General features: G+C 67.4%; 26 protein-coding genes and 1 pseudogene. 17 read left to right on the forward strand and 10 right to left on the reverse strand.

Features of this window, described 5'->3' with window-relative positions; translation table 11 throughout:
* Positions 1-278 (reverse strand): transposase (locus ACIRRA_RS31385; RefSeq protein WP_402775977.1); only part of this gene is annotated, 278 nt, incomplete at its 3' end.
* A gap of 139 nt (positions 279-417) precedes the next feature.
* Here ACIRRA_RS31385 and ACIRRA_RS31390 point away from each other — a divergent pair.
* Positions 418-678 carry a hypothetical protein gene (locus ACIRRA_RS31390; protein WP_402775629.1) on the forward strand — a complete coding sequence of 87 codons (261 nt, stop codon included), beginning with the start codon at positions 418-420 and terminating at the stop codon, positions 676-678.
* Between the two features lie 614 nt (positions 679-1,292).
* Here the strand turns inward: ACIRRA_RS31390 and ACIRRA_RS31395 are convergent.
* Positions 1,293-1,919: a TetR/AcrR family transcriptional regulator gene (locus tag ACIRRA_RS31395; protein ID WP_402775980.1), complete on the reverse strand. Its 627-nt coding sequence runs from the start codon at positions 1,917-1,919 to the stop codon at positions 1,293-1,295.
* A 274-nt stretch (positions 1,920-2,193) separates the two neighbouring features.
* On the opposite strand from ACIRRA_RS31395, the gene ACIRRA_RS31400 reads away from it, so the two are divergent.
* Positions 2,194-3,009 (forward strand): class I SAM-dependent methyltransferase, encoded by an 816-nt coding sequence (locus tag ACIRRA_RS31400; protein ID WP_402775632.1) that lies wholly within the window; start codon positions 2,194-2,196, stop codon positions 3,007-3,009.
* 154 nt (positions 3,010-3,163) lie between these two features.
* On the opposite strand, the gene ACIRRA_RS31405 is transcribed toward ACIRRA_RS31400, so the two are convergent.
* Positions 3,164-4,123, reverse strand: coding sequence for a GlxA family transcriptional regulator (locus ACIRRA_RS31405; RefSeq protein WP_402775635.1), 960 nt, complete (start codon positions 4,121-4,123; stop codon positions 3,164-3,166).
* Between the two features lie 108 nt (positions 4,124-4,231).
* Here ACIRRA_RS31405 and ACIRRA_RS31410 point away from each other — a divergent pair, with 108 nt between their 5' ends.
* Both ACIRRA_RS31410 and ACIRRA_RS31415 read left to right on the forward strand, forming a co-directional pair.
* Positions 4,232-4,870, forward strand: a complete 639-nt coding sequence (locus tag ACIRRA_RS31410) for an HD domain-containing protein (RefSeq protein ID WP_402775636.1) — start codon at positions 4,232-4,234, stop codon at positions 4,868-4,870.
* On the forward strand, positions 4,858-5,526 hold the full coding sequence (locus tag ACIRRA_RS31415; RefSeq protein ID WP_402775638.1) for an HD domain-containing protein: 669 nt from the start codon (positions 4,858-4,860) through the stop codon (positions 5,524-5,526). Before ACIRRA_RS31410 ends, ACIRRA_RS31415 begins: the two co-directional genes overlap by 13 nt.
* Before the next feature lie 471 nt (positions 5,527-5,997).
* Here ACIRRA_RS31415 and ACIRRA_RS31420 read toward each other — a convergent pair whose 3' ends face one another.
* A complete protein-coding gene (locus tag ACIRRA_RS31420) occupies positions 5,998-6,363 on the reverse strand; it encodes an iron chaperone (protein ID WP_402775641.1) in 366 nt (121 codons plus the stop codon).
* Positions 6,364-6,743: 380 nt separating this feature from the next.
* Here ACIRRA_RS31420 and ACIRRA_RS31425 point away from each other — a divergent pair, with 380 nt between their 5' ends.
* Positions 6,744-7,421 carry a hypothetical protein gene (locus ACIRRA_RS31425; protein ID WP_402775643.1) on the forward strand — a complete coding sequence of 226 codons (678 nt, stop codon included), beginning with the start codon at positions 6,744-6,746 and terminating at the stop codon, positions 7,419-7,421.
* Positions 7,422-7,537: 116 nt separating this feature from the next.
* On the forward strand, positions 7,538-8,329 hold the full coding sequence (locus ACIRRA_RS31430) for an SAM-dependent methyltransferase (RefSeq protein WP_402775645.1): 792 nt from the start codon (positions 7,538-7,540) through the stop codon (positions 8,327-8,329).
* 62 nt (positions 8,330-8,391) lie between these two features.
* Here ACIRRA_RS31430 and ACIRRA_RS31435 read toward each other — a convergent pair whose 3' ends face one another.
* Both ACIRRA_RS31435 and ACIRRA_RS31440 read right to left on the reverse strand, forming a co-directional pair.
* On the reverse strand, positions 8,392-9,000 hold the full coding sequence (locus tag ACIRRA_RS31435) for a GNAT family N-acetyltransferase (RefSeq protein ID WP_402775648.1): 609 nt from the start codon (positions 8,998-9,000) through the stop codon (positions 8,392-8,394).
* A 4-nt stretch (positions 9,001-9,004) separates the two neighbouring features.
* Positions 9,005-9,958 carry an MBL fold metallo-hydrolase gene (locus ACIRRA_RS31440; protein WP_402775651.1) on the reverse strand — a complete coding sequence of 318 codons (954 nt, stop codon included), beginning with the start codon at positions 9,956-9,958 and terminating at the stop codon, positions 9,005-9,007.
* Between the two features lie 46 nt (positions 9,959-10,004).
* Between ACIRRA_RS31440 and ACIRRA_RS31445 the strand changes: the two genes are divergently transcribed.
* Both ACIRRA_RS31445 and ACIRRA_RS31450 read left to right on the forward strand, forming a co-directional pair.
* Positions 10,005-10,427, forward strand: coding sequence for a MerR family transcriptional regulator (locus tag ACIRRA_RS31445; protein ID WP_402775653.1), 423 nt, complete (start codon positions 10,005-10,007; stop codon positions 10,425-10,427).
* 108 nt (positions 10,428-10,535) lie between these two features.
* Positions 10,536-11,147, forward strand: coding sequence for a DUF4232 domain-containing protein (locus ACIRRA_RS31450; RefSeq protein WP_402775655.1), 612 nt, complete (start codon positions 10,536-10,538; stop codon positions 11,145-11,147).
* 10 nt (positions 11,148-11,157) lie between these two features.
* Here ACIRRA_RS31450 and ACIRRA_RS31455 read toward each other — a convergent pair whose 3' ends face one another.
* Positions 11,158-12,495, reverse strand: coding sequence for a cytochrome P450 (locus tag ACIRRA_RS31455; protein WP_402775983.1), 1,338 nt, complete (start codon positions 12,493-12,495; stop codon positions 11,158-11,160).
* Positions 12,496-12,622: 127 nt separating this feature from the next.
* Between ACIRRA_RS31455 and ACIRRA_RS31460 the strand changes: the two genes are divergently transcribed.
* Positions 12,623-13,771 (forward strand): epoxide hydrolase family protein, encoded by a 1,149-nt coding sequence (locus ACIRRA_RS31460; protein ID WP_402775658.1) that lies wholly within the window; start codon positions 12,623-12,625, stop codon positions 13,769-13,771.
* Positions 13,772-13,827: 56 nt separating this feature from the next.
* On the forward strand, positions 13,828-14,481 hold the full coding sequence (locus tag ACIRRA_RS31465; protein ID WP_402775661.1) for a 1,4-alpha-glucan branching protein: 654 nt from the start codon (positions 13,828-13,830) through the stop codon (positions 14,479-14,481).
* 52 nt (positions 14,482-14,533) lie between these two features.
* On the opposite strand, the gene ACIRRA_RS31470 is transcribed toward ACIRRA_RS31465, so the two are convergent.
* Entirely contained in the window at positions 14,534-15,823 is a 1,290-nt protein-coding gene (locus ACIRRA_RS31470; RefSeq protein WP_402775664.1) for a GH25 family lysozyme, read from the reverse strand.
* Between the two features lie 213 nt (positions 15,824-16,036).
* Here ACIRRA_RS31470 and ACIRRA_RS31475 point away from each other — a divergent pair, with 213 nt between their 5' ends.
* The 6 genes and pseudogenes from ACIRRA_RS31475 to ACIRRA_RS31500 all read left to right on the forward strand — a co-directional run bounded on the left by ACIRRA_RS31475 (position 16,037) and on the right by ACIRRA_RS31500 (position 20,292).
* Positions 16,037-17,179 carry a helix-turn-helix transcriptional regulator gene (locus tag ACIRRA_RS31475; protein WP_402775666.1) on the forward strand — a complete coding sequence of 381 codons (1,143 nt, stop codon included), beginning with the start codon at positions 16,037-16,039 and terminating at the stop codon, positions 17,177-17,179.
* A gap of 48 nt (positions 17,180-17,227) precedes the next feature.
* Entirely contained in the window at positions 17,228-17,794 is a 567-nt protein-coding gene (locus tag ACIRRA_RS31480) for a DUF308 domain-containing protein (protein ID WP_402775668.1), read from the forward strand.
* A gap of 174 nt (positions 17,795-17,968) precedes the next feature.
* Positions 17,969-18,491: pseudogene (gene narY / locus ACIRRA_RS31485) on the forward strand (nitrate reductase subunit beta); the annotation flags it as partial.
* The gene (gene narJ, locus ACIRRA_RS31490) at positions 18,488-19,147 is read left to right on the forward strand and encodes a nitrate reductase molybdenum cofactor assembly chaperone (protein WP_402775671.1); all 660 of its coding nucleotides are present in this window, start codon (positions 18,488-18,490) and stop codon (positions 19,145-19,147) included. The pseudogene narY and the gene narJ, both read left to right, overlap by 4 nt.
* Positions 19,144-19,323 carry a respiratory nitrate reductase subunit gamma gene (locus ACIRRA_RS31495; protein ID WP_402775674.1) on the forward strand — a complete coding sequence of 60 codons (180 nt, stop codon included), beginning with the start codon at positions 19,144-19,146 and terminating at the stop codon, positions 19,321-19,323. The genes narJ and ACIRRA_RS31495 overlap by 4 nt, the downstream gene beginning before the upstream one ends.
* 84 nt (positions 19,324-19,407) lie before the next feature.
* Positions 19,408-20,292, forward strand: a complete 885-nt coding sequence (locus ACIRRA_RS31500; RefSeq protein ID WP_402775676.1) for an NAD(P)-dependent oxidoreductase — start codon at positions 19,408-19,410, stop codon at positions 20,290-20,292.
* A gap of 16 nt (positions 20,293-20,308) precedes the next feature.
* Here ACIRRA_RS31500 and ACIRRA_RS31505 read toward each other — a convergent pair whose 3' ends face one another.
* The gene (locus ACIRRA_RS31505) at positions 20,309-20,776 is read right to left on the reverse strand and encodes a VOC family protein (RefSeq protein WP_402775678.1); all 468 of its coding nucleotides are present in this window, start codon (positions 20,774-20,776) and stop codon (positions 20,309-20,311) included.
* Positions 20,777-20,889: 113 nt separating this feature from the next.
* Between ACIRRA_RS31505 and ACIRRA_RS31510 the strand changes: the two genes are divergently transcribed.
* Positions 20,890-21,888 (forward strand): helix-turn-helix transcriptional regulator, encoded by a 999-nt coding sequence (locus ACIRRA_RS31510; RefSeq protein ID WP_402775681.1) that lies wholly within the window; start codon positions 20,890-20,892, stop codon positions 21,886-21,888.
* A gap of 176 nt (positions 21,889-22,064) precedes the next feature.
* On the opposite strand, the gene ACIRRA_RS31515 is transcribed toward ACIRRA_RS31510, so the two are convergent.
* Positions 22,065-22,424 (reverse strand): VOC family protein, encoded by a 360-nt coding sequence (locus ACIRRA_RS31515; protein ID WP_402775684.1) that lies wholly within the window; start codon positions 22,422-22,424, stop codon positions 22,065-22,067.
* Positions 22,425-22,433: the final 9 nt, after the last annotated feature.

Raw genomic sequence — 22,433 nt, forward strand, 5'->3', positions numbered from 1 at the left:
TCCAACGCCTCAGCAGCGTTCAACTCGGCCAACAGCGACTCGTGCAGCCGCTGCCACACCCCGGCGGCATGCCAGTCCCGCAGCCGCCGCCAACAGGTCATGCCCGACCCGTAACCCAGCTCTTGCGGCAGGAACTCCCACGGGATGCCCGTGTAGAGCACGAACAGGATGCCGCACAACACTTTTCGGTCGTCGAGCCGCTTGCGGCCGGGATGGCGTGCCTTGCGGGGGACCACCGGCAGCAGGGGTTCCACACGCTCCCACAACCGATCATCGATCTCCCATGGCCTACGTTGTGCCGTCGTATACCTCCAGTCACAGGCGACACAACAAGAACACCAACCGATCTCGCATCATTCCCCCCACCAGCCCCATTTTGTTACGAGTTCTAAGGCCGCCACCCGCGGCTCGGTCGCCTTGTGCTCGGCCACCGGCGCTGTCGGGCACGTCCTGGCCGAGAAGAAACGCGACGTCAACATCTACGGCAAGTCCGTGGCCGCCCTCGCCGACCAGGTGCTGCCCGCGCTGAGCGCCTCGATGCACCTGCTGCGGCAGCAGGACCCGGCCGAGGCCACCAACTTCGCCACCACCGTGGCGGTCGCCATCGACGCCGCCGCCCAGTCCGGCCCTGCCACCGCCGAGATGACCCGCAAGATCACCGCCGCCCTCGCCGCCTGAGGCGAACAGCTACCCGGTCCGGTCGGAACGAAGGCCCGAAAATCGCCTTTTGCGGGCCTTTCGGGGTCTCGGTAGAACTCGCCGGAAATCCAACGAGGTTCTACCCGGACCCGGATCTCCGTTATCGGAGTTCAGACAGCTCGGCGGTGTTGCTCCGGATCAACCAATCCTGGAGGAGTTCGCCGTTGAACCGCGCCTCGGGGCGCTCGATCCGGAACGGCGCGGACATCGGGGATCCGGATGCCCCGATACAAGGGCCGGTAATCGGGGCGTCACTGTGTTCTCGTATTCCTTGAAGATCTCGAGAACCGCCTCCCGTTCCAGCGCCCCCTCGCGTTCTCTCGGGATGGACGGTAGAGCGGGTCCGACCAGAATCCGTCAACCGTCTCGATCGACGCTGGGTGTAGCGCCTTGACGAATGGCCGGCACTCCGCCGCAAGGACTTTTGAATCAGCCATGGGCACATGGTATTTCGCAGCAGGAGACCACTCCGTCGCTTTCGGCAGCAGCTCAGGAGGGGTCCCGGTGGAACTTCGTTGGATTCTCGGCGAGTTCTACCGGGACCCAAAGTTCGTTTGTCCATCGACGTGCTGTCCGCAGTTTCGCCAGTGGTCTCAGATATCGCTGGAGATACTGCTCGTGGCAAGCAGGAGGGGCAGGAAGATCTGGTCGACGATGTCGTCGATCGTCTGCGGGGACGGTGGGGCGTGGCGGACCAGCAGTTCGTGCCGAAGCAAGTCGACCGGTAGCGTGGCGACTCGCGCCGAGATCGGGCCGGTGATTTCGCCGCGGGCACGGGCACGGTCAAGGATTGTGGCCATGACATCGGCTCCGAGGTGTAGCACCTGTTCCTGGATGCGGGGGAAGCTCTCGGCGTCGGCGAAGTAGTCGCCGAGCAGCCCGAAAGCGGTTTCCGGGCCGAGGTCGGCCACTCGCTGCGCGACGCGGTTCAGCAAAGCGAGCACGTCTCCGCGCAGGCTGCCGGTGTCGGGCACCGCACCGGACAGCATCGGGCGATGACAGCGCAACGCAGCGATCATCAACTCCGCCCGGTTGCTCCAGCGCCGATACACCACCGCACGACTGGTCCCGGCCCGCTCGGCGATCGCGTCGATGGTGACCGCGGCATACCCCACCGCCTGCAGCTCCTCCCACGCCGCATCCAGCAGCGCCTGCTCGAGCACGGCACCACGGCGACGGGACCGACCGTTTCTGGGCGACTGCGCGGACGGCACCGACATGGACACACCACCTCCTTGGAGACGCTTGTATCCTAACTCGTTGAATGTTTAGATACACGTGTATCCAATAGAGGGGCTTGATCATTTCCACACCGGAAGCCGACGTGGATACCGGCGCGGGGGTCGTGTCGGGTGGTGGCCATCCACGGCTTCATCATCGCCATGATCTGGGGCGCGGCACCGATTCCGGCAGTACAGCCATCCCCATCGCCCTGTTCGTCAACGCCCCGACAACCCCCACACAAACCCCATCCCGACCCCGGAGGGACCGGTCATGACCGACAAAATCACCGCTCGGCTCAGCAGCGTCGAAGAGACACTGTTCATCCCGCTGGCCGCCCGCGCCCGCGAAACCGGCAAGAAACACCCGCTCCTGCACGACCCGAAAGCGACCGAGCTGGTGGCATCCATCGATTTTCCGATCGACAAGTACGGCCGTGGCTGGGGCTCGGCGGTCATGGTCCTACGTACCGCCGTATTCGACACCTGGGTGCGGTCGTTCCTGGAGCAACACCCACACGGCACGGTCGTGGAAATCGGCACCGGGCTCAACACCCGCTTCGACCGCGTCGACAACGGCACCGTGCATTGGTTCGACCTCGACCTCCCCGACACCATCGCCCTACGCCGCCGCTTCTTCATCGACAGCGCCCGCCGCCGCACCCTGACCGCCTCTGTGCTCGACCACGAATGGATGGATCAGGTCGCCGCCAGTCCGGGACCGTACTTCTTCGTCGCCGAGGGCGTGCTGGTCTACCTGCCCGAGGACGGCGTGCGGCTCACACTGAGCCGGCTCGCACAACGCTTTCCCGACTCGAGCGTCGCGTTGGATACCTATGGGCATCGCATGATGCGCTACCAGCATCGACGTGCCAAGGCCGGCGACATCGACGCGCGCTGGGAATGGGCCTGCGAAGACCCGGCCGTCTTGCAATCAACCGGCCTGCGGCTGGTCGAATCCACCACCATCGCCCGACCACCCCGGCAGCTGCGGCACCGCCTTCCCCTGGCCTACCGGATCATCCTGCCCCTCCTGCACCCCCTCATGCGCCTCACCGGCGCATTCCGCGTCACGCTATTCCACACCTGACACGAACCCCACGGCACCCGAACCCGACACCGCCACCCCGCTCGGCGATTACTACCCGAACCCTCTTTCGCGTGTTCGGAAAACGATCGCTGACCGAACGCGAGTACTGCTGCTAAGCGCCCCGCGTTGTGATTTGCGAAAGATGGCGGTCTTCTTACCTTTTCGAGTGGCGTGTGGTGGTGAATCGGTTGCGGTAGTCGGTGGGGGTGGTGGCGAGGTGGCGGGCGAAGGCGCGGCGGAGGGTTTCGTCGCTGCCGAGTCCGCTGTGGTGGGCGGCGGCGGTGACGGTGTGGCCTTGCAGCAAGAGGTGTTGGGCGTGTTCGACGCGGAGGCGTTCGAGCCATCGGGCGGGGGTTGTTCCGGTGTCGGCGTGGAACATTCGGGTGAAGTGGCGGGGGCTGAGGCCGGCGGTGGCGGCCATGGTGGCGGTGGTGTGGGGGCCGGTGGGGTCGGCCAGGACGGTGTCGATGACCGTGCGCAGGTCCTTGTTGCGGGCGGGTGGGGTGGCCAGGGCGTGGGAGAACTGTGATTGACCGCCGGGGCGTTGCAGGAACATGACCAGTTCCTGGGCGACGGTGCGGGCGGTGGTGGGGCCGTGGTCGTTCTCGACCAGGGCCAGAGTCATGTCGATACCGGCGCTGATGCCGGCGGAGGTGAGGTAGCGGCCGTCGTGGACGTGCAGGGCGTCGGCGTTGACGTCGATGCGTGGGTAGCGGCGCGCGAGGGTGGTGGTGTGGCGCCAGTGGGTGGTGGCGCGATGGCCGTCGAGCAGTCCGAGTTCGGCGAGGACGAATGCGCCCGTGCAGACCGCGGCCACCCGGGCCGCGCCGTCGCTGAGCCGGGCGGCGGCGTCGAGGATGGCGGGGTCGATGGGGCCGTCGGTGAGGTGTTCGCCTCCGGCGACGATGACCGTGTGCGCGGCGGCAGCGTCGGTCGCCGCGGTGCTGTCCAGGTGCAGGCCGCTGGAAGTACGCACGGGGCCTCCGCCCGGGGAGACGACCTCGACGATGTAGGGGTGCCCGAGGCGGGTGGCCTCGTACAGGACTTCGGTGGGGCCACTGACATCGAGCAGGGTGACCGCGTCGAACACCAGGATCGCCACCCGACGCGTCATGTCCATATCTGTGGTTTGTTGGTCGGAATTGTCATGGCGGAAGGGTATCGCCGACGGTCACAGTGAACAAGGAGCAAACCTGACATGCAGGAAGGGAGCCGAGGTTCGATGAGAACGACGATCGCGGGGGTGCAGATCCCCGACAGTGCGCTGGCACGCGAGGCCGAACAGCTGGTGCGGGAGGCAGCCACGCCGCTGGTGTACGACCATTCCCGGCGAGTGTTCCTCTTCGCGGTGTTGCGCGGGCGTGAGCTGGGTGTGGATTTCGACCCGGAGCTGCTGTACGTGGGCGCGATGTTCCACGACCTGGGGTTGACCGAGACCTATCGGCGCCATGACCAGCGTTTCGAGATCGACGGCGCCGACCAGGCGCGCCGGTTTCTGCACGCTCACGGTGTGGACGGTGAGGCCGCCCAAAGGGTGTGGACCGCGATCGCCCTGCACACCACCCCCGAGATCCCGCTGCACATGGACGCCGAAATCGCGCTGGTGACCCGCGGGGTGGAGCTGGATGTGCTCGGTATCGGCTACGAGGCGATCAGTGCCGCCCAGCGCGAGCAGATCGTGGCCGCACACCCGCGCCCGGACTTCAAGAACCAGATCCTGGCCGCGTTCACCGACGGCATCGCCCACCGCCCCGGCACCACCTTCGGCAACGTCAAAGCCGACGTGCTCGCCCACTACATGCCCGGATTCGTGCGCGGTGACTTCGTCGAGGTCATCAAGAACTCGGCGTGGCCGCAGTGACCCCGCGCCACGCCGGCAGCGACACCGCCTCGGCGCTCACCGACATGGCGCAGCTGGTGATCCCCGAGTCGGCGGCCGCCGCGCGCGCCTACGAGATCGCCGCGGAGTACAGCTCGGCGGCGCTGCTGCATCATTCGGTGCGCGCCTACCTGTGGGCGGCAGCGCTGGCACGCCAGGAGATGATCGAGTTCGATGCCGAACTGTTGTGGGTCGCGGCGATGTTCCACGACCTTGGGCTGGTTACCGCCTTCGACAACCACCACCTGTCATTCGACGAAGCAGGCGGGCACCTGGCCAAGGTCTTCGCCGCCGGCCTGGGCTGGTCCACACACCGCCGCACCCGCCTGCTGGAGATCATCGTCCGCCACATGTGGCCTTCGGTCGATCTGGCCCTCGACCCCGAAGGGCACCTGCTCGAACGTTCCACCGGCATCGACATCTCCGGCCGTGAGATCGATACGCTGAGCGCGCAGCTGCGTCACCAGGTCCTCACCCGGTGGCCGCGAGCGGGCCTGGCCGAGGAATTCACCCGCTGCTTCACCGACCAAGCCACCCGTAAACCCCACAGCTCCGCAGCCACCGCCCTGGCCAGCGGGCTGGCCGAGCGGCTCGCCCGCAACCGGCTCGACCTCCCGAGCACACGCTCAACCCCGTGAACACGCCCGGCAGGCACACGGACTTTCACCGCTGACGTCGTCGAAACCGCTCGCAGCACCCTCGTCATCGGCGCCACCTGACCCTGCGAGAACACCGCCGCCCATCGCTGCGAGTCACAGCCCTGCATTCTCGCAGTACGAGGTGTTAGGTAATCCGTTCGTTTGGCATGCGTTTCGGGTACCGAGGGTGAATCGGCAGGATGCGGCCCGAGTCCGGGTGTTGAAATACGTGGTTCGCCGCGTCCGGTGTCCACGCTATGAACGCCGGTACGACGTGAACCCGGCCGTGGACCGACGAGCAGCTAGCCGCCGAGCTGCGTGAGCGGCGCACCGAGGTCGGCTGCTGGCGGAGGTCGCCGCGCGTCGAGCCGACGGCCCGAACACCCGGCAGGCGCGTGAGGACAAAACCGGATCCCGAGTCCCGGCACCGCTCTCTGCGAAGGGACACATTCAGCGGCGCGCCCGGCAATGTCAGCAGATCGTGCCGGGCCGGGCCGCGGTTGCCTCGAGCAGATCCCTCAGCAGGTCGAAGTCGATGTTCTCCGGCCTGCGCAGCCGCAGGCAGCCCTTGCCCATGTCCTGCCCGGCCAGCCGTTCACCGAACGCCTCACGGACGTCACTGCGCATGAGATAGAAAGAGATGTACTGCTTCTGGCTGGCAAACGCGATCTCCGCGACGCCGTCCCGCTCGTATGCGGGCATCCCGTACGCCATGACCTCGTCGAAGCCCACCAGCTCTTTTCGGCACAGCCGCCGCAACTCGACCAGCACGGCCCTGCGTTCCTCGGGAACCTCGGTCAGATAGCCATCGACGTCGCTCGCCTTGCTCTGCACCATTCCATCAGGCTATCCAGAAACGGTGCGACGTCTGTAATGAGCTGCTGATATGTGGCAGGGGTGCTGCAGTGGGCTGCGGACCGCTGGAAGCCTGGCCCGAGGTCCACGGACGCGGTCCGCGGAACGTCTCGCCCGCGGCCTCGATAGTCGTATCGATCGGAATCCAAGGCACACCACCCCAAATCGCACGTGCACGATCGATAAGTGGCCCACAGAACTGGGGGCACCGAGCATGATGGCGTCCGGTTGCTGGAGCCCTTAGTGTCGAGCGGGGGTGTCGATACCCCTGGATTCAAGGTGGCCGGTTCGGTTCCGGATCGGCGAAAGATGTTCGTGCAGCGGATGAGTCGGGGCTGGGGCTGCACCCTCAGGAGGAATCGATGTCCGCTCTGGCGGAATGGCGTGGTCGGTCGCGCCTGCAAACGACCACGCGTATCGCGGCGCTGATGATGACGCCGGTGGTCGCACTGGTGGCGGGTTGCTCGAGCGACTCGGGGAAATCGACGGCGAACGCCACGACCGTGAAGCCGTCGGCCAGCGTGACGAGCACGGCGGCGGCCTCGACGAGTCCCGTTGCGCCGGTGCTGAATTCACCCGGGGGACAGCCCGGAGGCGCCAACCCGGGATCGCAGGCTCCGCAGGGCGGGGGCGCACAGACACCCGGTGGCGATCCCGCACCGAATCCGCCCACCGGCGATCCGATTCAGGATCCGGGCACCGTCGCCCCCGGCCCGTCGGTCAAATGCACCGATCAGATCAACTACGCCGGAGACCCGCGCTCCAACGCCGAGATCAACATCATCGGTGAGCAGACCGGGCATTGCCCGGACCCGATTGCTGCCGGCACCACCACGACCACCGTGCCGCCGACCACGACCACCGTGCCGCCGACCACGACCACCGTGCCGCCGACCACGACAACGGATCCGGGAACCACCGCACCGGTCACCACGACGGCAACCGCACCCCAGACGACCACTACCCAAACAACTGCTCCCGCACCGACAACCACCGCCCCGGCGCCGACGACCGTGGCTGCCGCGGGCGCTACGCAATAGGCACGATCCGTCCCTCGGGGCGACTGGCGGTGTTTGCGTGGTTGGCGCAGGATTTCCAGGTGGATGACGGTATCGTCGGTGAGGAAAGAGGGGTGTGACACTTGAACATCAACGCCATGCGAGCACGGCAATCCCGGCCGAGCGTGGCACGCGTATACAGCTACGTGCTCGGCGGGCGCGACAACTACGGTGTCGACAAGGATGTCGGTGACTACTTCATCGAGGACCTCCCCGGATCCGAGCTGTTGGCCATCACCAATCGGGACGCTGTGCTGCGGGCCGTGAAGGCCATGGCGGCGGCCGGAATTCGCCAGATCATCGATATGGGTTGCGGCCTGCCTGCCAGCGTCAATGTGCACGAGGTGGTGCGGCAGGTGTATCCGGACGCCCGCGTCGTGTACGTGGACGACGACCCGTTCGTGGCTTCCCACGGGCGAGCCCTGCTCGCCGTGGATGACGGAATCGTGGTGCTGGAAGCGGATATTCGTGATCCGGATCGCATTCGGAAGCATGCCGACGTCCAGCGTGTGATCAACTTCGACGAGCCGGTGGGCATCTTGTTCGGGATCACCCTGAGCTTCGTGAATGACGAAGAGGATCCGGCCGGTGTGGTTCGGTACTGGTCCGATTGCTTCCCTTCCGGTAGCCGGGTCTATATTTCACACTTCCGTTCGGGCGCCACCCGCGAGGCCGTGGCGACCGCGAACAAGATCGTGGAAGCGTTCGGTCGCGGCCGTTTCCGCAGCGAGCCGGAGATCGAGTTCCTCTTCGGTGCACTCACGCTGGAGGAGGACGGCCTGCGCCCATGCGCCCAGTGGCGTCGCGATCCATCGGAGCCCGATGCCGGCAATCCGGAGCTGACGGTCTGGGAACAGCTGGTGGTCGGAGGCATGGCCCGCAAACCGTAACCCTCTCACGCAAATGCGGTGTTGCCGACCGAATCCCGGTCGGGCAACACCGCATTTGCGTGTCAGCGCGGAGCACGCCACATCGGCCACAGCGGTGGACCGCCGCGGGTTGCATCGAGGGTGCCGGTGGCGTCGAAGCCGAAGCGTTCGTAATAGGGGACATTGTCGGGTTTGCTGGACTCGAGATAGGCGGGCAGGCCCTCGGCGTCGCAGCGATCGAGGCGTGAATTCAGCAGGGCCCGGCCGTAACCCTGGCTTCGGACCCCGGGCAGGGTACCGATGAAGGCCAGGTACCAATGCGGTTCACGGGGATGCACCGTCATCATCTTGTCCGCCATAGCGGCGGCGATGAAGAGGCGATGGCGGAAGGCGACTGTCAGGGCCGGGAGCTGACGCAGCATGGCGGAATCGGAGACGTGCCAATGTCCTGGTGGCGCCCAGAGTGCCGCGCCCACTATGGAATTCGCGTCATTGCAGGCTACCTCGGCGCCGTCCAGCGGAACGAAATGGTGACTTGCCTGGGCGGCGAAGAGAGCGGATACCCGACGTGCACGTGTCGCGTCGTCCCGGATCAACCAGGAGATGACCGGATCATCCAGGAACGCGATGCTCAGCACTCGCGCCAACTCTGGAATATCGGATAAGTGCGCCGTACGCACGGTGATCCCCATGCGTTCACGGTAGCGGCTCGGTGACCTCCCCACGGGGCGTGGCGAGTTGCTGTGCCGCATCGTGATCATGGGTCGGTATGACCGGGATCAGGCGCTGGACCAGGTGCAGCCGGTGCAGGGTACGGAACGCCAGGTCACGGTTCTCGTCGACGAAAAGCCCTGGGAAGCCCGGCTTCTGGCGCACCCGCTCGATCTGCATCGCATGCCAGGCGGCATCGCCTGCCAGCAGGATCCAACCGCGCGCGGTGTGCGCGAGCACGCCGACGCTGCCGGGCGTGTGCCCGGCGAGATCCACCAGGACCACGCTGCCGTCGCCGAACAGATCATGGCTGCGGGTGAAGGTGAGCACCGGCGGTCCGTCCAGCTCGTATTCGACCACGGGACGATCCACCAGCGCGTCACGCACGCCACCGACGGGCGCCACCGGACCGGTCATGGCCCAGGGCCGCTCGGTGCTGTGCAGATGAACCGGCAGGTCCGGGAAATCGAGGAGTCCGCAGACGTGATCCCAGTGGGCGTGGGTCGGCAGCGCGAAATCGAGTGCGGGCAGGGCGGATTCGGCCTGCAGCGCGGTGATGGTCGGGATGGTCTCGACGGGCGGCCTGACGAACGGGCGGATGATGCCCCGCAGTTGCGCGATGGCCCGGTGTTCGGCGTCGAGGCAGTAGCTGGGGTCGACGATGAAGGTGGCCTCGGGATGCTGGACGACGAACGAGGTCAGCGAGCTGGCGATGCGACGCGGGTTGAACACGCCCTCCACGATCGCGCTGGTGGGCGCCGATCGTGGAAACTGCTCGAGCGGCGTGATGGTGACGGTGCGTTCGGTGGTGGGCAGTCCGGCGTCGGTGAGCGAGCGTAGGAACCGCTCGTCGACGGGCCGCGGCCGGACGGCGCCATGAATGGAACTGACTGCGGCGGTGCAGCATTGCCAGAGGGTGGTCTTGCGGGGATCGAACATGCTGAAACGCTAATACTTAAGGTCGACATGAAGTAAAGGGGTAAACATGGCCACAACCCAGGACATGCGGATCGGTGACGCCGCCGCCGCGCTCGGCATCGAGACCCACGTGCTGCGGCACTGGGAGTCGGTCGGCCTGCTCGCGCCGCCGCGCAGCCCGTCGGGTCACCGCAGCTACAACGAGCAGATCCTCGACTACGCCCGCATGATCCGGACGCTGCAGCGAACCGGGCTGTCGCTGGACCAGATCCGGCAGCTCGGAGTGAGCGGGTACGCCGACCGGCGGGTCATGATCGCGGACCGCCGCGCCGAGGTGCGCGAGCGCATCGAACTGCTGGAGGCGACGGACCGGTTCCTCGAGCATCTGCTCGAATGCACCCACCCGATCATCAGCGAATGCCCCGAGTGCTCGGACTTCGTGGCGCGGGCGCACGCGCGGCGAGCCGCCGAGTTCCCGGACCGTTCCTAGGCTGGGGCGGTAGGGTGACCGCTCACACCCGCGCGGCGTGAAGCGATACACGGCATGGGGACGCCGGGGCGCGCCCGCTGATGTTCCCGGATCGGGAGGAGTTGGGAAATGCGTTATCGCACAGGAATTCTCGCCGCGCTGGGTACCCTCGTGCTCGGCCTGGCGGCCTGTTCGTCGAGTACCACCACATCGCCACCGGCCACCACACCGGGCGTCACGGGCGGGGCCAGGGTCGCGGGCGGAAGCACCACGGCTCCCGCCACCCCGCCGAGTTCTCCGGACACGCCGATCACCGCCCCGGCGCGGCAGACGGCCTGCGGCACCGGCCAGGTCGACGTCACCGCCGCCGTCATGTCGCCGGGCACCGGGCACCGGGGCGTGAAACTCACCTTCAGCCTCGCCGCCGGTGCGACCCCCTGCACGCTCACCGGCTATCCGGGCGTCGACACCGGAGCGGGAGGCCCACTGCTACACGCCGATCGGACCCCGCGCGGATACATGGGCGGTCTGCCGCAGGGCAGTGACGAACCGCCCACCGTGACATTGGAATCCGGTCGTCCGGGCACCGCGGTCGTCGAGGGCATCGCCGTCGACGCCTCCGGCGATCATTGCCCGCTGTACACGGATCTACAGGTCACGCCGCCGAATTCGACCGACACCCGCACTGTCACAGTGACGATCGACAGCTGTGCCCTGCACGTGCATCCGGTCACCGGGTAGGGTCCGGTATCTAGACCCGAACCGTGTTGTCGGTGGTGACCACCACGCGCGCACCGTGGGCCGGAACGTGGGTGATGTTCCGCATCCGCGACGGTTCGCTGCCCGCGCCGTCGGGCAGCGAAAGCTGGTAGCGAGTCAGGATTTCCCGCAGTACCGCCGTCCCCTCCATGAGCGAGAACCCCGCACCGATGCAGCGCCGCACCCCGCCACCGAACGGCAGCCAGGTATTGGCGGCGACCGAACCGTCCAGGAATCGTTCGGGCCGGAAGGTCAGGGCGTCCGGGAAGGCTTCCGTACGTCGATGTGCCAGCAGGATCGAGGTCGCGACCACGGTTCCCTTCGGCAGCTCATAGCCACCGAGTGTCATGTCGCGGGTGAGTCGCCGCCCGGTCCCGCCGATGACGGTGTGCAGGCGCATGGCCTCCTTCAACGTCGCCTCCAGGTACTTCTCGTCCCCGTCGTGCGCGGCCCGGCGTGCCAGGTCCTGAACATCCGGGTTGGCGGCCAGCTCGTGACAGGCCCAGGACAGCGCCGACGCGGTGGTCTCGTGCCCGGCCAGCAGCAGTGTCACCAGCTGGTCGCGCAGTTCCTCGTCGGACAGCGGTGTGTCGGTGGAGTTCTCGCCGGATCCGACCGCCAGCAGCCGCGACAGCACATCGGTGCGCGCCTCCAGGTCCGGATGCGCGCGCCGCTCTACGATCTCGCTGTAGAGCAGCTCGTCGATGGCGTTCTGGTTGTCGCGGAAGCGTTTCCACGGCCCGCGGCGCTCCAGGAACGGATACTTCCAGCCGAAGAAGATGATCGGATCGATATTGACGATCCGGCGCAGCCGCGGCGCCAGCTGGGCGCGACGGCGTTCGTCGGTCATGCCGAACACCACCTGCATGATGACATCGAGTGTCAGATCGTTCATCGCGTCGAGCGTGAGCACCGTCGACCCCGGCACCCACCGATCGACATGCGTCGCGGCGATGGTGTCGACCAGTCGGCGATATCCGCGCAGCGACGAGCCGACGAACGCCGGCATGAGCAGCCGCCGCGCCCGCGCGTGCTCGTCCTCATCGGTGAGCAGCAGTGAATGTTCGCCCATGATGTGCACGAGCAGTCGATTGCCCTCGCCGGCATGCAGATCCGCGGGGTCGGCGGCGAAGATCTCGCGGATGTGCTCCGGCCGCGAGAACACCACCAGGTTCTCGGCGTAGGGCGCGACCAGATGGAGCGTGAAGACGTCGCCGTAGCGGCGCGCGGACCGGCGCAGCAGGGTCCCACGCCATTTGGCATAGACGGCGGTCTGCACCGCGCGTGGCAATGGCGGTCCCGGTGGAAAAGCGGTGCCCACGATGCTGATCCCTTCACCCGGCCGCCTCACTGCGGCTGAAACGCTTGTCCAACAGCCTAGAACGTGGGGGGAACCGAGCAGAATCCGCTGACGGTGTAGGACAGCATCTGACCTAGTTGATTCCTACCGTGGACGCATGACGATTTTCGAGCCCTTCCGAATCGACATCCCGGCCCCCGACATCGAGGACCTGCGGACCCGTCTGGCCCGCACCCGCTGGCCCGCGGACCTGCCCGGAGTGGGCTGGACCTACGGCATACCGACCGCCTACGTGCGGGAGTTGTGCGAGTACTGGGGGAGCGGCTACGACTGGCGCCTCCACGAGGCCGAGCGCAATCGCCACCCGCAGTTCCTGACCGAAATCGATGGTCAGCGCATGCATTTCGTGCACGTCCGCTCGCCGGAGCCGCACGCGCTGCCGCTGGTGCTGGTGCACGGCTGGCCCTTCGAAGACTTCACCGGCATGATCGGCCCGCTCACCGACCCGCGCGCCCATGGTGGCGATCCCGCCGACGCCTTCCACGTGGTCATCCCGACCCTGCCGGGCTTCGGCTTCTCCGGTCCCACCCACCGGCCTGGGGACGCCTCGACCGAGCGCAGCGCGGCACTGATCACGAAGCTCATGACCGCACTGGGTTACGAGCGATACGGGGCGCACGGGGGTGACGCCGGGTCCTTCATCGCACCGCAGATGGGCCGGATCGCGCCGCGGCACCTGGCCGGTGTCCACCTCAACGACCCGATCACGATCCCGGCCGGGGACATCGACCCGGCCGACCTCAGCGCCCGAGACCGGGAGAAGCTGGCCCGGTACCAGGACTGGAACCGGTTGGAGACATCCGGCTACGCGGGCATGCACTCCACGCGCCCACAGACCCTCGCACCGGCGATGGCCGATTCGCCGGCCGGGATGCTGGCGTGGGTACTGGATGTGGTCAAAACCTATACAAATCCGGCGAAACCGGCACCCGATGCGGCGATCGACCGCGACCTGCTCCTCACCGATCTGTCCCTGCTGTGGTTCACCGATACCGCCGGCTCCTCCATGCGGCTCTACAAGGAATCCCGGCAATGGGGCGCCGCACCGGCCGATTCGGGCGTCCCCACCGGTGTCGCGGTCTTCCCGGGCAGCAGCAGCATCCGGGGTGTCGCCGAGCGCCGGAATACGATCGTGCACTGGTCGGAATTCGATCGCGGCGGCCACTTCGCCTCGATGGAAGCCCCCGATCTGCTGACCACCGATCTGCGTGACTTTTTCCGAAAGTTGCGCGGACCGAACGAATAACGCACCGCCGCAAGCAGTTCCGCCGAAATCCCGCCGATCTCTGGCAGGATGGCGGCATGGCCGAGATCCACAGGACGACCATGGCGCCAACCAAACTGGAGCTGCTGGCTCGGTGGCTGCCCACCCGGCACTGGTACTCCGGCGCCGAGTCGCCGGTCCTGTCCAAGTCCGGCGGCTTCCGCCTCGACGATCCGGCCGGCGAGGTGGGCATCGAGCTCATGGTCGTCACCGACGCCTCGGGCGCGGAGCCGGTGGCGTATCTGATTCCCATGACCTATCGCGGTGCGCGGGCCGAGGACCTCGACCACGCGCTGATCGGCACGTCCGAACACGGTGTGCTGGGCCTGCGCTGGCTCTACGACGCCACGTACGACACTGTCTTCATCGAGCAGGCCGCTCTGCTGCTGACCGGCAAGGCCACCGCCCAGGCCCAGAGCACGAGCAACACCCCCGACCTATCCGTGCACGTGGTCCCCGGCGACATCCTCTGGCCCGCACCCGGATTCCGTCCGACGGTCATCGACACCGACACCCACACCGATATCGCCTTCGATTCCGACCGCTCGACCAACGCGGGCGCGGAGCTGATCCGCGTCCACCGCCGCCTCACCACCGGACCGGCGCTCCAGCGCGACCGCAGCCACGTCGACGCGCTGTGGTCGGCCGCGGACGGCAGCTCGTCACGCGGTGTCTTTCTCAGCGCTCCGTAGACGCGGACCGGCCGGTGACGCACCATACGTCACCGGTGAACCCGGACGTGGCTCAGTGGTGTTCGAGATCGTCCTTGATCTCGCTGAGGGCATCGACCGGAGTGAGGTTCTGGCCCTGGGAGTTCTGCCCGAGCTGTGGCCAGCCCTTGCCGTCCTGTCCGAGCAGCTGGGTCCAGATGTCACGCAGCATGCGGCGGTCGTCGTCGGTGAAGCTCATGTCGTCTCCCGTGAGTAGGGTGCGGAATTGGTCGGGGCTGCCGCGGAAGGCATCCACGTCCAGGGAGCGACCAGCTACCGAGCCACTGTCGCTGAACTGGAACACCGCGACCTCGGCCCCGCCGTAGGGCTGCCAGCCGACGTCGTCGTCGCCCGGGTAGATCACCGAGGCGTAGCCGGAGCGGCCGTCGCCGTAGTTCGAGGTCATCAGCGGTGGAATTCCGCTGAGGTCGGGTGAGCCCATATTGCCTTCCCAGTACCAGTGCGGCAGATACGAGAGCGCGACGTGCACACCACGATTCTCGATAGCGGCGCGCACCGCCTCGAACACGCCGATGTCGCCGGAATTCAACTCGTGGTCGAGCATGGCCGGGATCCCGTGATCGCCAAGGTGATCGACGAACAGCGCGGCTTGGGCGTCGGCGTCGCAGTCGCCGCGCACATAGTGGTAGCCGACGAGGATCTTGCCTGCCGCCAGGGTGGCGTCACGGAACGCGGGCCAGGAAGCGTCGGTGTAGTAGTCGCCCTCGCTGACCTTGGCGATGACGAACTCGAATCCCTCGGCGAAGACCTCCGCGAGATCGAGACCGTCCTGGTAGTTGGAGATGTCGATTCCGAAAATCGTTGCGCTGGAAGTAGTCATATCGGGTCCGTTCTGGTCGGGTGAGGCCGGCGCGGGCGGCTCGGCGGCGTCGGTCAGCATGGTGAGCGGGTCCAGGCGATCCGGGCCCGGCGGCACCCACGAGTACCGGTGCCACTCGAAGTGCATGTGCGGGGGGACGCCGCCATTGGTGCCGGAATCGGGATTGATGTGGGCGATACGGTGCCCGGCCTCGACCCGGCTGCCCAGCGCGACCTCGCGCACGATGTGCCCGTAGACCGTGGTGCCCCCGCCGTCCGCCACTGGATGATCGACGACCAGCCAGCCCGCCGGATCCGGTCCGCCGAAACCCGTTGCGGCACCGGCGTACACGACAGTCCCGCCTTCCGACGCGTACACCGGTTCGCCCCCGCTGCCGCCGTCCCTGCCGAAGTCCACGCCCCAGTGGAAACCGTCGTCGCGCGGTCCGAATCCCGAGGTGATCACCCGTCCGGCGGCCATGGGCCAATACCTGGTGAGAGCCATGAGTCTTCTCCCCCTTTGTGGTACAGCCGATCCGGTACCCGGACGTTTGCTGTGACCCGATTAAAGCGGGATCGCCGGTCCGATTCCTCACCCGAACAGATGAAGTTTCCCTGTGATAACTCGGTGCGCTCGGCCGATAAACTGGTATCACCTCCGACCGGGGCTCGGCGGCCGGAGACGTGATCGTTCTTCATCGGGGGCAGGACCATGGACATGGGGGAGACGGGCATCTCACTCGCTCGCTTTTCCGAGCTGATCGCGGAGATCAACCGTGCAATCGGGCGGCCAGGCGCGTGGACACGCGCACTGCGGGCCATCACCGACAGCCTCGGCGGCCACCACGGCTGCCTCGTCACGACACAGGGCGGGCGCCGGTACATGCTCGCGAGCACCAACGATGGGCTTCGTGATAGCTACAACGACGGCTACGGGGGCATGGATCCGTTCGCGGCCGCGCTCGAATCCGCGCTCACCGCAACGGTGCTCACCGGTAGCGAGCTGATACCACCGGATGGCGGGCGCCGACATCCGTTCATCACCGGCTGGGCCGCGCCACACGAGCTCGGGGACGGCGTGTACATGCGGATGGCGACGCCGGGCTCCTGGATCGCCGTTTATCCACGCGCGGACCGGCACCTGGACCGCGGCCTGGCCGAACGGGTGCTGAGGTTGTTCCTGCCGCACCTGGACCATGCCCTCGGCATCGCCGCGCGACTGACCGATGCCGTCATCGACCGGGATCTTGCCCTCAGCGTGCTCGACCGCCACCGGCACGGCCTGGCGCTGGTATCCGGTTGCGGCCGGGTCGATTACGCCAACCCTGCGGCGCTGGCGATAGTGCGGGCCGGCGACGGTCTGCGCCTGGGCGGCCAGGCGCGCCTGGAATCGAACGACCCCGCGGTGTCGCGCCGGCTGCGGCGCCTGCTGGCGGCGGCCGTGCAGACCGGCCCGTCGAATGCTGCGGCCCGCCTGCTCATTCCACGCGAGGGCAACCGGCCGCCGCTGACCGTGTCGATCCTGCCGCTCGGCCCGGGTTCGCAGGAGTCACCGCGCCGGACGGCGCTGATGGTGGTGGTCGATCCCGAACGTGAGGAGCCGGGCAGCCGCGAAACCCTGCGCGAGCTCTACGGACTGACCCGGGCCGAATCGCAAGTAGCTTTCGAGGTGCTGCGCGGCAGCGGGCTGGCGTCGGTTGCCGAGGAGCTCTATATCTCGATCAATACCGCACGCACCCACCTGCGCCAGGTGTTCGCCAAGACCGGCACGTGCCGACAGGCCGAGCTCGTCCGCCTGCTGTCGTGCGTGCTCTCGGGTGCCGGGCAATTCGCCGACGGGCGACGCACCGGAGCCGGGTGAGCACGCGAACGTTCAGTTACCCGAGTGAATCGGTCATATCATTTATGCATGCCCGCCAATCGGATCGAGGGGCGAACCGATGCATTCGCCGACTGGGCTTGGCAGTCGCTGGTCGTGACCGGCGGCTGCTCGGTGGTGCTCGGGGTGGTGATGGCGGTGTGGCCGGACAAGTCGGAGACGGTGGCGGGGATTCTGTACGGGCTCACGCTGGTGGCGTCGGCGGCGGTGCAGCTCGTCGTCGCGTTCGGGGCGCGGATCGCCACCGCACTGAAGGCACTGGAGGTCGTGAGCGCGATCATCGCGCTGGTGCTGGCCGCCTGGGCGTTCACCAGCGGTGAGTGGGTTGCGTTGCTGTCCTTGTGGATTGGGATGGCCTGGGTGGCGCGGGGCATCGGGCAAGCGATTGTGGGCGTGTGGTCGGAGCAGTTCGCGGGGGCGGGTCGGCTGGAGGTGGTCGGGCTGCTGACGCTGGCCGCAGGCGTGGTGGTCGCGGTCGTTCAATTCGAATCGCTGACATCGCTGTCGATCGTGGTGGGCCTGTTGACCATTGCCCTGGGCGTCTCGGAAATCCTCCTCGGCGTCCGGATGGAACACGAGGCCGTCGAGACCGCCTGACAATTCACGTGGCCGAAAACCGGATTGCTCTCGGGTAACTTACCAGCCTGAAATTCGTCAATTGCCCAGAATTTGCCAGTAGGTTCGGGGTGTTCGGGAGCTCGGGTAATCGATCACGCGGCGGATGCCGCCGCGACACGGTGAGAGGCAGGGGCAGATGGCGCGAGACCACCGGTTCCGATGGTCTGGGACATCCCGCCGCTCTCGCCGGTGGTCGACACGCTGCGCGACACCGGCCACGATGCCGAGGACCACGGCAATACTCACAGCCATGCGCAGCTACATGCGCGCCGTGAACCTCGGCCGCGAGACCCGCCCGGAGATCGCCACCGAGGTCGGCATGACCGAGGAGGAGATCTACGAGATGTACCGGCTGCTGGCCGTCGCCGAATACGCCGAGCGCTACGTGATTCCGGCGGCCCACGCCGAACAGGCACACGGGCTCGAGGAACTGGCCACCGAGTGCGGCCTCGACTACGACGGCGGTCCGGGTATGGGCGGCCGGGGTCCGTTCGGTGAGCGCTCCGGGCAGGTGACGCCGGTCGCGGTGGAGAACTTCCGGATGCTGCAGGAGCGGCAGACCGCCGACGGGTCGGTGTCGGTCGCCGGATCCACCCGGGTCAACCTGCTCAACTGGGACGGTCGCGGCAGGCCCGAAGGGCTCATGCCGAAACAGCCGGGGAGGCATCGCAAATGAGGCGAAAGACCGCGCAACCCGAGACCGGTGACGCCCAGCGGAGCGCAGCCTGGCAGGTGCAGTCGCTGCTGCTCGGCTATCCCGATGAGGCGCTGCTCGACTCGCTGCCCATACTGGCCCGGGCCGTTTCGGCGCTGCCCGAGGCAGTCGGTGCACCTTTGCATCCGGTGTTGTCCTATCTCGACACCACCCAACCGCTCACCGCGGCAACCGAATACGTCGACACCTTCGATCATCGTAAGTGTTTCAGCCCGTACCTGACCTGGTTCCTGTACGGCGACACCCGTAAGCGCGGCATGGCGTTGCTGCGATTCAAGCAGGTCTACCGCAGCGCCGGTCTGGTGCTCGGCGACGACGAGCTGTCCGACCACCTGGCGGTGGTGCTCGAATTCGCCTCGGCGCATCCGGTTCCCGGGCAGCGGCTGCTCGAGGAGCACCGCGCGGGCATCGAGGTCATGCGCCTGGCGCTGCGGGAGGCCGGCTCGCCCTGGACGGGCGTACTGGATTCGCTCTCCGCGACCCTGCCCGCCCTGCAGGGCACCGAACGCGAGGCCATTGCCGCGCTCGTCGCCGCCGGGCCGCCGGATGAGGACGTCGGTCTGGAACCGTTCGCACCGCCCACCTACAAGCCGGATTTCATCGGAGGTCGAGGATGACCCTGAGCGCGAAGGACTATCTGCTCTGGGTCGCCGTACCGTATGCGGCGCTGGTGCACGTCTTCTCCGCCCCGGTCGGCTATCTGACCCGCCCGTACGTCGTCTACCGCAGCCGCGACGTGTGGACCCCCGGCGAATCACAGCCCAAGCGCGGCTGGGAGCCGGTCGGCCACTGATTCGATCTCGTATCCGGGCCAATTTGCCGAGCGCAACCCGAAATCCGTTCAACGCACACATCCCGGGTCGGTAGGGTTCGGCGCGTGGCGAGGATTGCGTTTCTGGGTGTGGGCCGGATGGGTGCGGGTATGGCGGCGCGGATGCTCGGTGCCGGGCACGAGGTGTCGGTGTTCAACCGGACGCCGGAGAAGGCGGCCGGATTGGTCACGGCGGGAGCGACTCTCGCGGCGACGCCGCGCGAGGCTGCGCACGGGGCCGAGGCCATTTTCGCCATGGTGGCCGACGACGACGCCTCGCGCGCGGCCTGGCTGGGTGCGGACGGGGCGCTGGCGGGGGAGTACGTGCCGGACGCATTCGCGGTGGAGTTCTCCACCGTCTCCCGGCGATGGGTGCTGGAACTGGCGAAACACGCAGCGGCACACGGGATTCGGTATCTCGACTCGCCGGTGACCGGGCTGCCGGACGCGGCGGCCGCTGGGCGGCTGACCCTGTTCATCGGTGCGGACCCCACCCACCTCGACATGGCCCGGCCGCTGCTGGCGCCGTTGTGCACCGACATCGTGCACTTCGGTGCGGTAGGCGCGGGCACGAGTTACAAGCTCATTCAGAACCTGCTCGGTTCGATCCAGATCGCCGCCACCGCGGAGGCGCTGCGCACCGCCGAACTCGCCGGGCTCGACCTGGCGGTCGTGACGGACACCCTGTCTCGGGGCGGAGCCGCCAGCCCGACCGTCGTCCGCATGTGCAGGGAGATGACGGGCGGCGTCCACGATCGCGATATCGCCTTCACGGCCGCACTCCGCTTGAAGGACACCCGAATCGGCGTCGAACTGGCCGACGCGGTCGGCACGCCCGCGGCCCTCGGCCACACCGCCGAGCAGATCTTTCAGCGCCTCGTCGCAGGTGGCCACGGTGACCTCTCCGAAACGAAACTCATCGACCTGCTCCGCGGCCCGGCCGTGGGATGACCGGTGGCAGAGAACGTCACGCCTCGACGTACTCGGCAGCGACATCGAGGATCCAGGTGATCCCGAAGCGATCGCGCAGCATCCCGAAGGCCGGTGCCCACTGTGCGGGCCCGAATGCCTCGATGACCGCCGCACCGTCGAGAAGGCGATCCCACAGCGCGCCCACCTCCTCGACGGTCTCGCCGCGGACGGAGAGGAAGAACGCCTCCCGGGTGAGGGTGGTGCCGTTCTCGCGCCGCGTGGTGGGCACGCCCTGAGTAACCGGCGCATCGTCGCCGGGCACATCGTAGGCCATGACCCGGAAGCCGTTGCCGGCGATGATCTGCCCGAAGACGACCTTGGTGGCGTCGGGTAGCGCGGCCGGCATCCCGAAGTCACCGTAGGTGGCGATGGTGGTCTGCCCGCCGAATACCGACTGGTAGAACTCCAGGGCTGCCCGGGCCTGGCCGTGGAAATTCAGGTGCGCAACAGCGTTGACCGACATGGGGATCCGTTCCCTTCGAGATGGGTTTGCCGCCGGAGGACTCCGGCGACTACAGCCACCCTGTCACCGGTACCGGTCAGAGAACGTCCGCTACTCATGGCAGCCTGGACACCATGCCGACCGCCTCCTCGACGTCGACCACGCACCGCTTGCTCGCGTTGCTGTCGTTGCTGCAGGTCCGCCGCGATTGGCCCGGAGTTCTGCTCGCCCGGCGGCTCGGCGTCAGTGAACGCACGGTGCGACGCGATGTCGATCGCCTGCGCGAGCTCGGCTATCCCGTCCGAGCGGTCAAGGGACCCGATGGCGGTTATCGACTCGAAGCCGGCAGCGAACTCCCGCCGCTGCTGTTCGACGACGAGCAGGCGGTCGCGCTCGCCGTGGCATTGCGGATCGCGGCCGGAACCGGAGCGGGCATCGAGGAGGGCGCCGCGCGAGCCCTGGCGACCGTGCGGCAGGTCCTGCCCGCTCGTTTGCGGCAGCGCGTCGATGCCCTCGAGATCACAGCCGTCGAATCGGCAGGGCGCGGCGCCGATCCTCGAGTCGATACCCGTGTCCTGCTGGCTGTGAGCGGCGCCATCCGATCCAGAGAGGAACTGCGATTCGATTACCGGTCACCGACCCGCCCGAATGCCGCCGATCCGCGCCCGCCTCGGCGGGTGCAGCCCCACCACCTCGTGGTTCGCAGCGGTCGCTGGTACCTCGTCGGGTGGGAACCCGAACGGGCGGACTGGCGGATCTACCGCGCGGACCGCATGACGCTTCGCGTCCCCAACGGACCGCGCTTCACCCCTCGGCAAGAGCCCGGCGGCGACATCGCCACCTTCCTGTCCGCGCGGTTCAAAGGCTCCGGCAGTGAAAACGCCTGGCCGTGCCGCGGCGAGGTGATCCTGGAACTCCCCGCCGCGGAGGTGAGCCCGTTCGCCGGCGACGGCATCGCCGAAGAACTCGGACCCACCCGGACCAGACTGCTGCTCGGTTCCTGGTCGTGGGCTGCGCTCGCGGCGACGCTGGCGCGTTTCGACACCGAGATCGAGGTCATCGGACCACAGTCACTGCGTGAGGCGTTCGCCGATCTGTCCCGTCGCGCGAGCCGAGCCGCACGGCTCCCCTGACAGACACATGATCGATCTGCGCCGTTCGAACCTCTATTCCGCCAACCGGATTCGGCTACGCTGCCCTTCGCGCCCGTCACCAGAATCATGTCACGCGCCTCGTGAGCCGGCCGGGTACCGCCGCGGCGGTTCAGGCTGTCACGAAAGCGTACGGGCGCAAAGCATCCGATCAGCAATCAGGGCAGATCGTAGGCGGTGGCGTGGCGGGGCTGATACAGCCCGATCTCCCCGGCGCCGGGCACCTTCAGCATGGTGAGCATGCCCCAGCCCGCATTGGTGACCTCCGAGGTGAATTCGACGCCCTTCGAGTGCAGGTCGTCCATGGCGGCGGCCAGGTCGTCGCACATGAGGTACAGCTCCGCGCGGCCGCTGTCCGGGGCGGCCGCGGGATGGACCGCGAGTTCGGCGGGCGGTGACTTGAAGATCAGCCATCCGTCGTGCGCGTCCACGTGGGCCAGGCCGAGGATGTCACGGAAGAAGGCCCGTGCCGCCTCGGCGTCCTCGGCATACAGGATGGTGTGTGCGCCGGTGATCATGCGCTGACG

The organism is Nocardia sp. NPDC101769 (genome assembly GCF_044766925.1).
Lineage (GTDB): Bacteria > Actinomycetota > Actinomycetes > Mycobacteriales > Mycobacteriaceae > Nocardia.

Bases quoted from the DNA above. Each gene is read 5' to 3' on its own strand.
- ACIRRA_RS31395 (WP_402775980.1), bottom strand. From the start codon at position 1,919: ATGTCGGTGCCGTCCGCGCAGTCGCCCAGAAACGGTCGGTCCCGTCGC.
- ACIRRA_RS31400 (WP_402775632.1), top strand. From the start codon at position 2,194: ATGACCGACAAAATCACCGCTCGGCTCAGCAGCGTCGAAGAGACACTG.
- ACIRRA_RS31405 (WP_402775635.1), bottom strand. From the start codon at position 4,123: ATGACGCGTCGGGTGGCGATCCTGGTGTTCGACGCGGTCACCCTGCTC.
- ACIRRA_RS31410 (WP_402775636.1), top strand. From the start codon at position 4,232: ATGAGAACGACGATCGCGGGGGTGCAGATCCCCGACAGTGCGCTGGCA.
- ACIRRA_RS31420 (WP_402775641.1), bottom strand. From the start codon at position 6,363: ATGGTGCAGAGCAAGGCGAGCGACGTCGATGGCTATCTGACCGAGGTT.
- ACIRRA_RS31425 (WP_402775643.1), top strand. From the start codon at position 6,744: ATGTCCGCTCTGGCGGAATGGCGTGGTCGGTCGCGCCTGCAAACGACC.
- ACIRRA_RS31430 (WP_402775645.1), top strand. From the start codon at position 7,538: ATGCGAGCACGGCAATCCCGGCCGAGCGTGGCACGCGTATACAGCTAC.
- ACIRRA_RS31435 (WP_402775648.1), bottom strand. From the start codon at position 9,000: ATGGGGATCACCGTGCGTACGGCGCACTTATCCGATATTCCAGAGTTG.
- ACIRRA_RS31440 (WP_402775651.1), bottom strand. From the start codon at position 9,958: ATGTTCGATCCCCGCAAGACCACCCTCTGGCAATGCTGCACCGCCGCA.
- ACIRRA_RS31445 (WP_402775653.1), top strand. From the start codon at position 10,005: ATGGCCACAACCCAGGACATGCGGATCGGTGACGCCGCCGCCGCGCTC.
- ACIRRA_RS31450 (WP_402775655.1), top strand. From the start codon at position 10,536: ATGCGTTATCGCACAGGAATTCTCGCCGCGCTGGGTACCCTCGTGCTC.
- ACIRRA_RS31460 (WP_402775658.1), top strand. From the start codon at position 12,623: ATGACGATTTTCGAGCCCTTCCGAATCGACATCCCGGCCCCCGACATC.
- ACIRRA_RS31465 (WP_402775661.1), top strand. From the start codon at position 13,828: ATGGCCGAGATCCACAGGACGACCATGGCGCCAACCAAACTGGAGCTG.
- ACIRRA_RS31470 (WP_402775664.1), bottom strand. From the start codon at position 15,823: ATGGCTCTCACCAGGTATTGGCCCATGGCCGCCGGACGGGTGATCACC.
- ACIRRA_RS31475 (WP_402775666.1), top strand. From the start codon at position 16,037: ATGGGGGAGACGGGCATCTCACTCGCTCGCTTTTCCGAGCTGATCGCG.
- ACIRRA_RS31480 (WP_402775668.1), top strand. From the start codon at position 17,228: ATGCCCGCCAATCGGATCGAGGGGCGAACCGATGCATTCGCCGACTGG.
- narJ (WP_402775671.1), top strand. From the start codon at position 18,488: ATGAGGCGAAAGACCGCGCAACCCGAGACCGGTGACGCCCAGCGGAGC.
- ACIRRA_RS31495 (WP_402775674.1), top strand. From the start codon at position 19,144: ATGACCCTGAGCGCGAAGGACTATCTGCTCTGGGTCGCCGTACCGTAT.
- ACIRRA_RS31505 (WP_402775678.1), bottom strand. From the start codon at position 20,776: ATGTCGGTCAACGCTGTTGCGCACCTGAATTTCCACGGCCAGGCCCGG.
- ACIRRA_RS31510 (WP_402775681.1), top strand. From the start codon at position 20,890: ATGCCGACCGCCTCCTCGACGTCGACCACGCACCGCTTGCTCGCGTTG.
- ACIRRA_RS31515 (WP_402775684.1), bottom strand. From the start codon at position 22,424: ATGATCACCGGCGCACACACCATCCTGTATGCCGAGGACGCCGAGGCG.